We start from the raw sequence: 11,981 nt of genomic DNA, 5'->3' as shown, positions 1-11,981 counted from the left end.
CCCTCCTCGACGATCTGGACGGGAGCCCGCTCGCCTGAGCGGGCTCCCGGGCCTGAGTGACCGGGACCGGTCAGGACGCGCGGTCGCGCTCGGCGGCGAGCTGCAGCGCCACGTCGATGATCATGTCCTCCTGGCCGCCGACGTAGCCGGCCTCCCCGACCTTCTGCAGGATCTCGTGCGCCGGCACGCCGTAGCGCTCCGCCGCCCGCTCGGCGTGCAGCAGGAAGCTGGAGTACACGCCCGCGTAGCCCTGCGTGATCGCGCCGCGGTCCGCGAACGGCAGCCGGTGCAGGAACGGCTTCACCACGTCGTCGGCGGCGGCCATCGCGCCCTGCACGTCCACGCCCGTCGGGATGCCGAGCCGCTCGAACGTCGCGACCAGCACCTCGGTGGGGGAGTTGCCCGCGCCGGCCCCGAGCGCGCACAGCGCCCCGTCGATCTGCCGGGCGCCGTTCTGCTGCGCCAGCACCGAGTTGGCGACGCCGAGGGAGAGGTTCTGGTGGCCGTGGAAGCCGACCTGCGCCTCGTGCCCGATCTCCTTGACCAGTGCGCTGATCCGCTCCTGCGCCTCGCCGAGCACCAGCGCGCCCGCCGAGTCGACGACGTACACGCACTGCGCGCCGCCGTCCACCATGATCCGCGCCTGCTTCGCCAGCTCCTCCGGGCCGACCCGGTGCGACAGCATCAGGAACCCGACGGTCTCCATGCCGAGCTCGCGGGCCGCGGCGAAGTGCTGCAGCGACACGTCCGCCTCGGTGCAGTGCGTCGCGACCCGGGCCACGGACGCGCCCGCGTCGTGCGCCATCTTCAGGTCCTTCACCGTGCCGAGGCCCGGCAGCAGCAGCACCGCGATCTTCGCCTGCGTCGCCTCGTCCACGGCCGCGGCGACGAGCTTGACGTCGTCCTCCAGCGAGAAGCCGTAGTTGAACGACGAGCCGCCGAGGCCGTCGCCGTGCGTCACCTCGATGACCTCGACGCCCGCGCTGTCCAGGGCGTGCACCACGCCGCGGACCTGCTCCTCGGTGAAGCGGTGCGCCATCGCGTGGCTGCCGTCCCGCAGCGTCGAGTCGGTGATGCGGATCTTCTCCGCCGTCTGCTCCGTCATGAGGTGGCCTTCCTGCGCGCGAGCTGCTCGCCCACCCGGGCGGCGGCCGCGGTCATGATGTCGAGGTTGCCGGCCCACGGCGGGAGGTAGTCGCCGTTCCCGCGGACCTCCAGGAACACCGCGACGCGGGCCATCCCGTTCCAGATGTCGCGGGGCTCGTCGAACTGCGGCTCCGCGCGCAGCGTGTAGCCCGGCACGTACGTGGCGACCTCGGCGACCATCTTCTCGATCGACGCGGAGATCGCCTTGGTGTCGGCGTCCGACGGGATCGCGCAGAACACCGTGTCCCGCATGATCATCGGCGGGTCGACCGGGTTCAGGATGATGATCGCCTTGCCCCGGACCGCGCCGCCGACCTGCTCGATCGCGCGCGCCGTGGTCTCGGTGAACTCGTCGATGTTCGCGCGGGTGCCGGGGCCGGCGGACCGCGAGGAGATCGACGCGACGATCTCCGCGTACGGCACCGGGACGACCGACGACACCGCGTGCACGATCGGGATCGTCGCCTGCCCGCCGCAGGTGATCATGTTGAGGTTCGGCGCGTCCGACAGCGTGTCCAGGTTCACCGGCGGGCACACCAGCGGACCCGCCGCGGCGGGCGTCAGGTCGATCGCGGTGATCCCGGCCTCTTCGTAGCGCGGGGCGTTGGCGAGGTGCGCCTTCGCCGACGTCGCCTCGAACACCAGGTCGGGCAGCGTCGGCTGGGCCAGCAGCCAGTCCACGCCCTCCGCCGACGCCGGCACGCCCATCTTGCGGGCGCGGGCCAGGCCGTCGGACTCGGGCACCACCCCGACCATCGAGTGGACGTCGATCAGCTCGCTGCGCGTCAGCTTGACCAGCAGGTCGGTGCCGATGTTGCCAGGCCCGACGATGGCGGCCGTCAGCTTGCGCGTGCCTTCTCGAGGGGGGACGACCCCCCGCGCCCCCCGGGTCGCTTCGCTCATGTGAGCTCCTCCTTTCCGAACCGGGCGGTGACCGAACCGATCCCGGCGAACGTCGCCGTCAGCGTCTCTCCGGGCGCGACCGGGACGGCCGCGGTGATCGAGCCCGGCAGCACCACGTGCCCGGGCTCCAGCGCGACGCCGCGCTCGCCCAGCACGTTGGCCAGCCACACCAGCGCGTTGATCGGCGAGCCCAGCACCGCGCCGCCGGCGCCGGTGTCGATCAGCACGCCGTCGCGGTGCAGCAGGCAGCCCATCAGCGCGAGGTCGAGGTCGCCGAGGCGGACGGGCCGGGTGCCGAGCACCAGGCCGCCGCTGGAGGCGTTGTCGGCGATGGTGTCCGGCAGCGTGATCTTCCAGTCCGCGATCCGGGAGTCGATGACCTCCAGCGCGGGCAGCACGTACTCCACCGCGGCGACGGCGTCGGCGGCCGTCGCGCCCGGCCCGGACAGCGGCCGGCCCAGCACGAACGCGATCTCCGGCTCCACCCGCGGCTGCAGGAAGCGGCCCGCGTCGATCGGGGCGCTCTCCGGCAGGAACATCGAGTCGAGCAGGATGCCGAAGTCCGGCTGGTCCACGCCCATCTGGCGCTGCATCGCGGCCGACGTCAGGCCCACCTTGTGGCCCTTGATCCGGGCGCCCGCGGCGGTCCACGCGTCCGCCTGGGCGCGCTGGATCGCGTACGCGTCGTCCACCGACATGTCGGGGTGCGACGCGGTGAGGGGCGGGATCGGGACGCCGGTGGCGTACGCGTCGAGCAGCGCCCCGGCGGCCTTCTCGATCCATTCCGGCGCAGCCGGGCCGGGGGGCGTGGGGGGTCGTCCCCCCTCGGGAGGAGCAGAGCCCGGGTCCATGGCCGTTCCTTTCGTCGTCTCTGCGACGAGCCTTCCGCGCCGGTGGCCCTCCGGGCAACGCGGTCGTCCCACGTGGTGGGACACGTCTTCTACAGTGGGGCCATGCCGTCCGATGACACGTTCCTGCGCCGCGCCGTCGCGGTGCTGACCGCCTTCCGGGCGGACGACGACGGCCTCGGCGCGGCGGAGCTGGCCCGCCGCAGCGGCCTGCCGCGCTCGACGGCGCACCGCATCGCGCTCGACCTGGTGGAGGCGGGGCTGCTGGAGCGGCAGGGGACGCGGGTGCGGCTCGGCCTCCGGCTGTTCGAGATCGGCCAGCGGGTGCCCCGGCAGCGCGTCCTGCGGGACGCCGCCGTCCCCTACATGTCCGACCTGCGGGAGGCGACGCGGCAGACCGTGCACCTCGCCGTCCTGGAGGGCGCCGAGGTGGTGTACGTGGAGATCCTCGGCGCCTCCGACGCCCCGAGGATGCCCTCGCAGGTCGGCGGCCGGCTGCCCGCGCACGCCACCGGCGTCGGGAAGGCGATCCTCGCGTTCTCACCGCCCGAGGTCGTCCAGGCGGTGCTGGACGCCGGGCTGGTCAAGGTCGGCGAGCGCACCGTGGTCGCGCCCGGGCTGTTCACCCGCGAGCTGGCCAGGATCCGCGAGGAGGGCGTCGCCTACGACCGGGAGGAGTCCGGCAACGGCATCCTCTGCGCGGCCAGCCCCGTCCTCGGCGCGGACGGCGAGGCGATCGGCGCGCTGTCGGTCTCCGGGTGGTCCAACCGCATGCGGCTGGCCGCCGTCGCCCCGGCGGTCCACACCGCGGCCCTCACCCTGTCGCGCACCCTCGCCCGCCGCTGAACGTCACTCCGGGAGGTGGCGGGCCAGGAGCTGGGCCAGGTGCTCGCCCTCGCGTGAGGCGAGGTCGGCCAGCTGGGTGCGGCAGCTGAAGCCGTCGGCGAGCACGACGTCGTCCTCGCCGGCGTCGCGGACGGCCGGGAGCAGCTGGTGCTCGGCGATCGCGACGGAGACGTCGTGGTGGCCCTTCTCGACGCCGAAGTTGCCGGCGAGGCCGCAGCAGCCGCCGAGCCGGGCGACCTCGGCGCCCGCGTCCCTGAGCAGGGCGGCGTCCTTCGTCCAGCCCATGACGGCGTGGTGGTGGCAGTGCGGCTGCGCGACGCCGGTGACGCCGGACAGGTCGGGCGGCGTCCAGTCCGGGGTCTCGGCGAGCAGCTCGGCGAGGGTGCGGGTGGCGGCGGCGACCTCGCGGGCGGCGGCCGCGTCCACGCCCCGCAGGAGCTCCTCGGCGTCCGAGCGGAGCACGCCGGTGCAGGACGGCTCCATGCCGACGACCTTCGCGCCCCTCCGCACCGCCGGGAGCAGGGCGCGGACGGTGCGGCGGAGCTGCGCGCGCGCCCCGTCGAGCTGCCCGGTGGAGATCCACGTGATGCCGCAGCAGACCGGGCGCGCGGTGACGGACACCTGGTAGCCGGCATGTTCGAGTACCTTGACGGTGTCCTCGGCGACGTCCGGCGAGAAGGCGTCGGTGAAGGTGTCGACGAACAGGACGACCTCGCCGTTGCGGCCCGCCGGGCTGCGGTGGGAGGCGAACCGGCGGCGGAACGGGACGGGCGCGAAGGCGGGCAGCGAGCGGCGGCGGTCGATGCCCGCGGCCCAGGCGATCAGCGGGCGCAGCGCGCGCGACCGCATCGCCGCGTTCAGCGCCGGCACGGCGGCGGGCGCCTTCGCGGCCAGGCGCGTCCAGCGCGGCAGCCGCCCGAGGGCGTAGTGGGCGCGCGGCCGGAGCCTGCGCCGGTAGCGCTGGTGGAGGGCCTCGGCCTTGTAGGATGCCATGTCGATGCCGGTCGGGCAGTCGGACGCGCAGCCCTTGCACGACAGGCAGAGGTCAAGGACGTCGTGGACGGCCTGGGTCCTCCAGCCGTCGGGACCGAGGTGGCCGGAGACGACGTCCTGCAAGACGCGGGCCCGCGCGCGCGTGGTGTCTTTCTCCTCGCTGGTGGCGAGGTACGACGGGCACATCACGCCGCCGTTCCCGGTGTTGTCGGCGCGGCACTTGCCGACGCCGGTGCAGCGGTGCACGGCCCGCGCCAGGTCGCCCGCGTTGCCGCGGTAGGCGAGGCCGAGCGTCGGCAGTTCCGCGCGGGTGACCGGGGCGATGCCGGCCGTCCGCACGTCGGCGTCCACGGGGGCGGGACGGACGATGATCCCCGGGTTGAGCAGGTCGTCGGGGTCGAAGAGGTCCTTGACCTGAGCCATCAGGTCGAGGGCCTCGGGGGAGTACATGTGCGGTAGCAGTTCGCCGCGCGCGCGCCCGTCGCCGTGCTCGCCGGACATCGTGCCGCCGTGCCGCGCGGCGAGCGTCGCCGCCTCGTTGAGGAAGTCGCGGAACACGCGGGTGCCGCCGGGGCGGTCGAACGGGAAGTCGATCCGGACGTGCACGCAGCCGTCCCCGAAGTGCCCGTACGGGACGCCGAACAGGCCGTGCCCGTCGAGCAGCGCCTCGAACTCGCGCAGGTAGGAGCCGAGCCGCTCGGGCGGGACGGCCGCGTCCTCCCAGCCGGCGTGCGCCTGCCGGCCGTCCGGGGTGCGCGCCACCAGGCCCGAGCCGTCCTCGCGGATCCGCCAGAGCGCGTCGGCGAGCGCCATGTCCTCGACCAGCGCCGATCCGGCGCTCCCGGACTCGGCGACGACCCTGCGAGCGGTGTCGCGCAGCGGGCCGATCTCCGGGCCGGCCAGCTCCACCAGCAGCCAGCCCGAGCCTTCGGGCAGCGGCGGCACCGCGTCAGGGCCGCGCCGTCCGCGCACCACGTCGGTGATCCGGGAGTCCAGGCCCTCGCAGGCCACCGGGCCGTGCGGCAGGATCGCCGGGACGGCGTCGGCGGCCTCGGCCATCGACCCGTAGCCGAGCACGACCAGCAGCCGGCAGGCGGGCTCGCGGACCATCCGCAGCCGCGCCGCGAGCGTCACCGCGAGGGTCCCCTCGCTGCCGACCAGTGCCCGCGCGACGTCGAAGCCCCGCTCGGGCAGCAGGTGCTCCAGCGAGTAGCCCGACACCTGCCGGCCGAACCGCCCGAACTCGGTGCGGACCAGCGCGAGCCGCCCGTTCACGAGGTCGCGCAGCCGGTCCAGCAGCGGGCTCTGGGCGGTGCCCCCGGCGGCGCCGGGGACGTCGCCGAGCCGCAGCCGCTCCCCGGTCCCGGCGACCACGTCCAGGCCGAGCACGTTGTCGGACGTGCGGCCGTAGCCGAGCGCCCGCGATCCGCAGGCGTTGTTGCCGATCATGCCGCCGAGGGTCGCCCGCGTCCGGGTGGACGGGTCGGGCCCGAACCGCAGCCCGTGCCCGCCCGCGATCCGGTGCAGCCGCGCCTGCACGATCCCGGGCTCGACCAGCGCCGTCCCGGCGTCCGGGTCGATCTCCAGCACCCGGTTCAGGTGCCGGCTCGCGTCCACGACCACGCCGGGTCCGACCGCGTTGCCCGCGATGGACGTCCCCGCGCCCCGCATCGTCAGCGGCACCGCGAACTCCCGGCACACCGCCAGCACCGCGGGCAGCTCGCCGGTGTCCCGGGGCGTCACCACGACCGCGGGCGGGACGCGGTACAGCGAGGCGTCCGAGGCGTACATGGACCGTGCCAGCGCCGAATCGTCCACCCCGCTGACCCCGGCGCGCCGCAGCGCCGCCACGAGATCGCCCTGATCGCCCACATCCGCCCCTTCACCCTGGACCCGGGCCGCCGCGCCGAGGCGGCACCCCTGCCGACGACGGTAGTACCGCGCGGACCGGGACGGGCAGACCGCCCCGGCCCGCGCGAGCGGGATGGGGCCAGGGCGGGACGCGGCAGGCATGTTTTCCGACTCGCTCAGTAGGGAATCTGCTGGCATGCTGGGCGACATGCCTCGCAGCATCGATGAGATCCTCGCCGCCGCCCGCGCGCGGCTCGACCGGCTCGACCCCGGCAAGGCGCACGCCGAGTCCCGCGACGGAGCCCTGCTGGTGGACATCCGCCCCACCGCCCAGCGCGCCGCCGAGGGCGAGATCCCCGGCGCGCTGATCGTCGAGCGCAACGTCCTGGAGTGGCGGTTCGACCCGCAGTCGGACGCCCGCCTGCCGCAGGCCACCGGGCACGACGTGCGCGTCATCGTGTTCTGCTCCGAGGGCTACACCTCCAGCCTGGCCGCCGCGGCCCTGCACGACCTCGGCCTGACCCGCGCCACCGACGTCGTCGGCGGCTTCAAGGCATGGCGCGACGCCGGCCTGCCCGCCACCGCCGGGAGTGACAGCGCCGGTTGAGGTCTTAACATCGGTGATGTTAACTTCCCTTCGACCCGCCGCGCTCGCGGCGTCCGGACGGAGGAGCGGGGCATGAGCAACCGGCAGCGGCGGGGGCCCGCGCAACGCCAGGACGCGATCGCCGAGGCGGTCCTCGCCCAGGGCTCGGCGACGGCGGCCGAGCTGGTCGAGCGGTTCGGGGTCAGTCTGATGACCATCCACCGCGACCTCGACGAGCTGGAGCGGCAGGGCATCGTCCGCAAGTACCGGGGCGGGGTCACCGCGCAGCGCTCGGGCGTCTTCGAGAGCAGCGTCGCCTACCGGGGCAAGTCCATGCGCGAGGAGAAGGAGGCGATCGCCGCCGCGGCGGCGGAGCTGGTCGAGCCCGGCATGGCGATCATGCTGGACGACTCCACCACCGCCCTCGCGCTCGCCCGCCGGATCAAGGACGCCGGCCCGCTGACGATCGTCACCAACTTCCTCGACGGCCTGAACCTGCTGGCGCCCGTGCAGGGCGTCCGGCTCATCGCGCTCGGCGGCGACTACGACCCGCTGCACAACTCCTTCATGGGTGTCTCGTGCGTCGAGGCGATCGAGTCGCTGCAGGTCGACATGTGCTTCGTGTCGACGTCGGCGGTGTCCGCGGGCAACGCCTGCCACCAGGAGCAGCGGGTCGTGGTGGTGAAGCGCGCGATGCTGCGCAGCGCCGTCCGCAACGTCCTGCTGGTGGACCACACCAAGCTGGGGCGCACCGCGCTGCACCGGGTGGCCCCGCTGGGGGAGTTCGAGCGCGTGATCACCGACGACGGCGCGTCCGCCGCGGCGCTCCGCGAGCTGGACCTGCACAAGGTCGCCTACGACGTCGCTCCCCGCGCCTGAGCGCGCCCGTTCCCTACGCCTGCGCACGTCCGTTCGGCTCGCCCGAGCGCTCGTTCCGCCCGCCCGTCATGTGATGGGCGATGTTAGAACCAACACCATGACGACCCGTGCCGCCTAGAGGGCCTGCACGGTCGATATCGAGTTGTGACGTGGGCGTTCTGACGTCGCTTCGCCACCAGATCACGCCACCGATTGTTAGTTAACGTCCTGGTATTGACACTTCTAACGTTCGTGATGTTACGTTCTCCCCGCGACGGCCGCCGGACCCGGCTCGGACGGCCGCCGCGCTGGATCGGCCGCCCTTCCCCCCACGGGCGCAGCACCGAGGAGACCCCAGTGACGAAGCTTTCCCTCCGGACGGCCGCCGCGGCCGGCGCGGCCCTGGCCGTGCTCGCCCCCGCCGCGGCGTGCTCGTCGAAGAGCGCCGGCTCGACCGGCGGCGACGCGAAGAACGCCAAGATCGCGTTCCTCATGCCGGACATCGCCTCGACCCGCTACGAGCTGTACGACGCGCCGCTGTTCAAGGCCAAGATGAAGCAGCTGTGCGGCGGCTGCTCGGTGCTGTACCAGAACGCGGGCGCGGACGCCTCGAAGCAGCAGCAGCAGGCGAGCTCGGTGCTGGCGCAGGGCGTGAAGGCCATCGTGATCGACCCCGTCGACTCGGCGGCGGCCGCGTCCATCGTCCGGATGGCGCAGTCCCGCAAGGTCGCCGTGATCGCCTACGACCGGCCCATCCCCGCCGCCAAGGCCGACTTCTACGTCTCCTTCGACAACGAGAAGATCGGCGCGATGATCGGCCAGTCGCTGGTCGACCACCTGAAGCAGGCCAAGGCCAAGGGCGGGATCCTCGAGGTCAACGGCTCGCCCACCGACGCCGCGGCGAACCTGATCAAGAAGGGCATCCACAGCGCGGTCGACCCGTCCGGCTTCAAGCTCCTCGCCGAGTACGACACCCCCGGCTGGGAGCCCGCCAAGGCGCAGGACTGGGTCAGCGGCCAGATCAGCAAGTTCGGCGGGCAGATCGCCGGCGTCGTCGCCGCCAACGACGGCACGGGCGGCGCGAGCGTCGCCGCGTTCAAGGCGGCCGGGAAGCCGGTCCCGCCGGTCACCGGCAACGACGCCGAGCTCGCCGCCGCGCAGCGGATCGTGAACGGCGACCAGTACAACACCATCTCCAAGCCGATCAAGATCGTCGCGGAGGCGGCGGCGGAGGCGGCGTACGAGCTGGTCAAGGGCGAGAAGCCGAAGCCGAACGCGACCCTGTTCAACACCCCGTCGGAGCTGTTCACGCCGACCGTGGTGACGAAGGACAACATCGCCACCGTGCTGCTCGGACCGGGCGGTGCGCTCAAGGCGTCGCAGGTCTGCACCGCCGACTACGCCGCGGGCTGCACCCAGCTCGGCATCAAGTAGCGGCCCGAGCACCGGTATCGAGCACCGGCTCGGCACAGGCAACGATCCACGAAGGTCGGTCATGTCACCCACGCCCACCCCCACGGCCCCCGCCCAGGCCGCCGCGAAGGACGGCGCGCTGCTGTCGCTGCGCGGCATCAGCAAGTCCTTCGGCGCGGTCGCCGCGCTCACCGGCGTCGACCTGGACGTCGCGGCGGGCGAGGTCGTCGCGCTCGTCGGCGACAACGGCGCCGGCAAGTCCACGCTGGTGAAGGTCCTGTCCGGGGTGCACCCGCCGGACGCGGGGACCATCACCTTCGAGTCCCGCGAGGTGTCGGTCCCGAGCCCCGCGGCGGCGCAGCAGCTCGGCATCGCGACCGTCTTCCAGGACCTCGCGCTCTGCGAGAACCTCAACGTCATCGAGAACCTGTTCCTCGGCCGGGAGGTGCGCGCGCTGCGGCTGGACGAGGTCGCGATGGAGGTCAGGTCCCGGGAGCTGCTGCGCCAGCTTTCGGCGAAGATCCCGTCGGTGGAGGCGCCGGTCGCGGCGCTGTCGGGCGGGCAGCGGCAGACGGTCGCGATCGCCCGCTCCCTGCTCGGCGACCCGAAGGTCATCATCCTGGACGAGCCGACCGCCGCGCTCGGCGTCGCGCAGACCGCCGAGGTGCTGAACCTGATCGAGCGGCTCCGCGAGCGGGGCCTCGGCGTCATCATGATCAGCCACAACATGGCGGACGTGAAGGCGGTCGCGGACCGGGTCGCGGTGCTGCGGCTCGGCCGCAACAACGGCGTGTTCGACGCGGAGGCGACGTCCGCCGAGGAGCTGGTCGCGGCGATCACCGGCGCGACCGACAACGTGGTCAGCCGCCGCTCCCAGCGCGCCCGCCCGTCCGGGGAGGGCGCGGCCGCGGAGTCCGGCACCGCATCGGACACGAGCACCGGCGGCGCGGCCGCCGGCGAGGACGGCGAGAACGGCGAGGGCGAGCCCGCCGCGCGCATCGCGATGACGAAGGGGGACGGCGATGAGTGACGTCACCACGGCGCCGCCGGTGGAGCAGGCGCCGCCCGGCGAGCCGCAGGACCGCGGCCTGCGCGCCACCCTCACCGGGATGGCGGACCGGGTCCGCGGCGGCGACCTCGGCGTGTGGCCGGTGGTCGCGGGGCTGGTGGTCATCTGGACCGTCATGCAGATCCTGAACCCGGTGTTCCTGTCCAGCGCGAACCTGGTGAACCTGGCGATGGAGTGCGTCCCGGTCGGGGTGATCGCGCTCGGCGTGGTCTTCATGCTGCTGGTCGGGCAGATCGACCTGTCGGTGGGCTCCATCAGCGGGCTCAGCGCGGCCATCACCGCGGTGCTGTTCGTCGACCACGGGATGCCCGCCGTGGTGGCGCTCGTCGCGGCGGCCGCCGCGGGCTGCCTGATCGGCTGGTTCTACGCGCAGGTGTTCAACCGGCTCGGCGTGCCGAGCTTCGTCATCACCCTCGCCGGACTGCTCGGCTTCCTCGGGCTGCAGCTGTGGATCCTCGGCCCGAAGGGCTCGATCAACCTGCCGTTCGACTCGTGGCTGGTGACGTTCGCGCAGCTCGACTTCGTCCCGGCGTGGCTGGCGTACACGCTGGTCGCGGTGGGCGCCGGCGCGCTGTACTGGACGGGCCACGCGCGGGCGGCGGCCCGGCGCAGGGCCGGCCTGCCCGCCACCACCGAGCAGACGCTCGTGCTGCGCAGCGCCGTCCTGCTGGCGGGCCTCGCGGTCGCCGTCTGGTACCTGAGCCGGGACCGCGGCGTCGGCTGGATGTTCGTGCTGTTCCTCGGCCTCGTGCTGGCGACGCACTACGTCCTGTCCCGGACGAAGTACGGCAAGTCGGTGTACGCGGTCGGCGGCAACGTCGAGGCGGCCCGGCGCGCCGGCATCAACGTCAAGGCGGTCTACAGTTCGGCGTTCGTGGTGTGCACGACGCTCGCCGCCGTCGGCGGGATCCTCGCGGCGGCCCGGCTGGCGGCGTCGAACCAGAGCAGCGGCGGCGGCGACGTGAACCTCAACGCGATCGCGGCGGCCGTCATCGGCGGGACGAGCCTGTTCGGCGGGCGCGGCAACGCGTTCGCGGCGCTGCTCGGCATCGTCGTCATCCAGTCGATCTCCAGCGGGCTGACGCTGCTGAACCTCGACTCGTCCTACCGTTTCATGGTCACCGGCGCGGTGCTGCTGCTGGCCGTGGCGCTGGATTCGGTCGCCCGCCGGTCGCGGCGGACGCACGGCCGCGCCTGACCCCCTGTTTCCGCACCTCACGGGAGAGCCGATGGCGGTCGTCTGCGTCGACGCGGGCACCACGATGATCAAGGCGGTCGGATACGCCGAGGACGGCACGGAGCTGGCCGTCGTCCGCCGGCCGACGACGGTGTCCCGGCCCGCGCCGGGCCGGGCCGAGCAGGACATGGCCGAGGTCTGGGACGCGGTGGCCGGCGCGGTGCGCGAGGCCGCCGCCCGGGTCGCGGCGGCGGGCGCGGGCGTCGACCTGCTCGCGCTCACCGCGCAGGG

General features: G+C 73.7%; 11 protein-coding genes. 7 read left to right on the top strand and 4 right to left on the bottom strand.

Features of this window, described 5'->3' with window-relative positions; genetic code table 11:
• Positions 1-70 precede the first annotated feature (70 nt).
• The 3 genes from dmpG to ABZ914_RS35370 are packed head-to-tail and all read right to left on the bottom strand — an operon-like array spanning position 71 to position 2,900.
• Positions 71-1,105: a 4-hydroxy-2-oxovalerate aldolase gene (gene dmpG, locus ABZ914_RS35380; protein WP_190866702.1), complete on the bottom strand. Its 1,035-nt coding sequence runs from the start codon at positions 1,103-1,105 to the stop codon at positions 71-73.
• The gene (locus ABZ914_RS35375; RefSeq protein WP_500198591.1) at positions 1,102-2,049 is read right to left on the bottom strand and encodes an acetaldehyde dehydrogenase (acetylating); all 948 of its coding nucleotides are present in this window, start codon (positions 2,047-2,049) and stop codon (positions 1,102-1,104) included. The genes dmpG and ABZ914_RS35375 overlap by 4 nt, the downstream gene beginning before the upstream one ends.
• The gene (locus tag ABZ914_RS35370) at positions 2,046-2,900 is read right to left on the bottom strand and encodes a 2-keto-4-pentenoate hydratase (RefSeq protein ID WP_500198590.1); all 855 of its coding nucleotides are present in this window, start codon (positions 2,898-2,900) and stop codon (positions 2,046-2,048) included. The genes ABZ914_RS35375 and ABZ914_RS35370 overlap by 4 nt, the downstream gene beginning before the upstream one ends.
• 102 nt (positions 2,901-3,002) lie before the next feature.
• On the opposite strand from ABZ914_RS35370, the gene ABZ914_RS35365 reads away from it, so the two are divergent.
• Positions 3,003-3,743, top strand: a complete 741-nt coding sequence (locus ABZ914_RS35365; protein WP_190866696.1) for an IclR family transcriptional regulator — start codon at positions 3,003-3,005, stop codon at positions 3,741-3,743.
• A 3-nt stretch (positions 3,744-3,746) separates the two neighbouring features.
• Here the strand turns inward: ABZ914_RS35365 and ABZ914_RS35360 are convergent, their stop codons facing one another.
• Positions 3,747-6,527: an FAD-binding and (Fe-S)-binding domain-containing protein gene (locus ABZ914_RS35360; protein ID WP_500198592.1), complete on the bottom strand. Its 2,781-nt coding sequence runs from the start codon at positions 6,525-6,527 to the stop codon at positions 3,747-3,749.
• Between the two features lie 268 nt (positions 6,528-6,795).
• Here ABZ914_RS35360 and ABZ914_RS35355 point away from each other — a divergent pair, with 268 nt between their 5' ends.
• The 6 genes from ABZ914_RS35355 to ABZ914_RS35330 form a co-directional block, all read left to right on the top strand.
• Entirely contained in the window at positions 6,796-7,194 is a 399-nt protein-coding gene (locus ABZ914_RS35355) for a rhodanese-like domain-containing protein (protein WP_500198588.1), read from the top strand.
• A gap of 72 nt (positions 7,195-7,266) precedes the next feature.
• The gene (locus tag ABZ914_RS35350) at positions 7,267-8,052 is read left to right on the top strand and encodes a DeoR/GlpR family DNA-binding transcription regulator (protein ID WP_190866691.1); all 786 of its coding nucleotides are present in this window, start codon (positions 7,267-7,269) and stop codon (positions 8,050-8,052) included.
• A gap of 336 nt (positions 8,053-8,388) precedes the next feature.
• Positions 8,389-9,465 (top strand): substrate-binding domain-containing protein, encoded by a 1,077-nt coding sequence (locus ABZ914_RS35345; protein ID WP_433251184.1) that lies wholly within the window; start codon positions 8,389-8,391, stop codon positions 9,463-9,465.
• Between the two features lie 61 nt (positions 9,466-9,526).
• Positions 9,527-10,474 carry an ATP-binding cassette domain-containing protein gene (locus ABZ914_RS35340; RefSeq protein WP_500198587.1) on the top strand — a complete coding sequence of 316 codons (948 nt, stop codon included), beginning with the start codon at positions 9,527-9,529 and terminating at the stop codon, positions 10,472-10,474.
• Complete coding sequence (locus ABZ914_RS35335; RefSeq protein ID WP_500198586.1) at positions 10,467-11,711, top strand: sugar ABC transporter permease; 1,245 nt, start codon at positions 10,467-10,469, stop codon at positions 11,709-11,711. Before ABZ914_RS35340 ends, ABZ914_RS35335 begins: the two co-directional genes overlap by 8 nt.
• Before the next feature lie 31 nt (positions 11,712-11,742).
• The coding region (locus ABZ914_RS35330; protein ID WP_500198585.1) for an FGGY family carbohydrate kinase at positions 11,743-11,981 on the top strand (239 nt) is incomplete at its 3' end.

Source organism: Spirillospora sp. NPDC046719 (assembly GCF_040645715.1).
GTDB lineage: Bacteria > Actinomycetota > Actinomycetes > Streptosporangiales > Streptosporangiaceae > Spirillospora.
Note: the sequence above shows the minus strand (reverse complement) of the source record. Positions and strands in the feature narration are given on the sequence as shown.

What these genes read in the sequence shown, in the direction of transcription:
- dmpG (WP_190866702.1), bottom strand. Translation starts at nt 1,105, where the DNA reads ATGACGGAGCAGACGGCGGAGAAGATCCGCATCACCGACTCGACGCTG.
- ABZ914_RS35375 (WP_500198591.1), bottom strand. Translation starts at nt 2,049, where the DNA reads ATGAGCGAAGCGACCCGGGGGGCGCGGGGGGTCGTCCCCCCTCGAGAA.
- ABZ914_RS35370 (WP_500198590.1), bottom strand. Translation starts at nt 2,900, where the DNA reads ATGGACCCGGGCTCTGCTCCTCCCGAGGGGGGACGACCCCCCACGCCC.
- ABZ914_RS35365 (WP_190866696.1), top strand. Translation starts at nt 3,003, where the DNA reads ATGCCGTCCGATGACACGTTCCTGCGCCGCGCCGTCGCGGTGCTGACC.
- ABZ914_RS35360 (WP_500198592.1), bottom strand. Translation starts at nt 6,527, where the DNA reads ATGTACGCCTCGGACGCCTCGCTGTACCGCGTCCCGCCCGCGGTCGTG.
- ABZ914_RS35355 (WP_500198588.1), top strand. Translation starts at nt 6,796, where the DNA reads ATGCCTCGCAGCATCGATGAGATCCTCGCCGCCGCCCGCGCGCGGCTC.
- ABZ914_RS35350 (WP_190866691.1), top strand. Translation starts at nt 7,267, where the DNA reads ATGAGCAACCGGCAGCGGCGGGGGCCCGCGCAACGCCAGGACGCGATC.
- ABZ914_RS35340 (WP_500198587.1), top strand. Translation starts at nt 9,527, where the DNA reads ATGTCACCCACGCCCACCCCCACGGCCCCCGCCCAGGCCGCCGCGAAG.
- ABZ914_RS35335 (WP_500198586.1), top strand. Translation starts at nt 10,467, where the DNA reads ATGAGTGACGTCACCACGGCGCCGCCGGTGGAGCAGGCGCCGCCCGGC.